The 385-nt window shown below is 56.1% G+C and carries 1 protein-coding gene; it reads right to left on the bottom strand.

What is annotated here, in order from left to right:
* Nucleotides 1-257, bottom strand: a 257-nt coding sequence (locus EOB36_RS34185; RefSeq protein ID WP_206637254.1) for a carboxymuconolactone decarboxylase family protein, incomplete at its 3' end; no start/stop codon positions are given.
* Nucleotides 258-385 lie beyond the last annotated feature (128 nt).

A 385-nucleotide genomic window follows, 5' to 3' on the forward strand; every position in this document is an offset into this window, starting at 1 on the left:
CAGTACGAGCAGCCATTGGCTGTCGACACCGCAATGTAGATCATCTCCTTGGTCAGCGGATCGATGGCGCTGTCGGCAACCATCACCACCTTCAGCTGTTCCCAGATCCGCTTCAGCGCCGCGGGATCATTGGCCAACCCGCGCCAGAAATTGTTGACGAAGTCGGATTTGCGCGTCGCGCGGATGTCGTCGAAGACGGCTTTCACGGCCGGGATTTTCTCGACCTCGGCATCGCTCAGAAGTCTTGTGGTGGCCATGGCGTGATCCTTTCGTTTCAATGGATGAACTGGCTGGTTGAATCAAGTTTCGAGCAAAGGCGGCTAACCAGCTTCTTTGACTCAGTTTTTGGCGCGCAATAGCGTTGAAGATCAGCCGAGCCCACGAG

The organism is Mesorhizobium sp. M6A.T.Cr.TU.017.01.1.1 (assembly GCF_004023115.1).
GTDB classification, from domain to species: domain Bacteria; phylum Pseudomonadota; class Alphaproteobacteria; order Rhizobiales; family Rhizobiaceae; genus Mesorhizobium; species Mesorhizobium mediterraneum.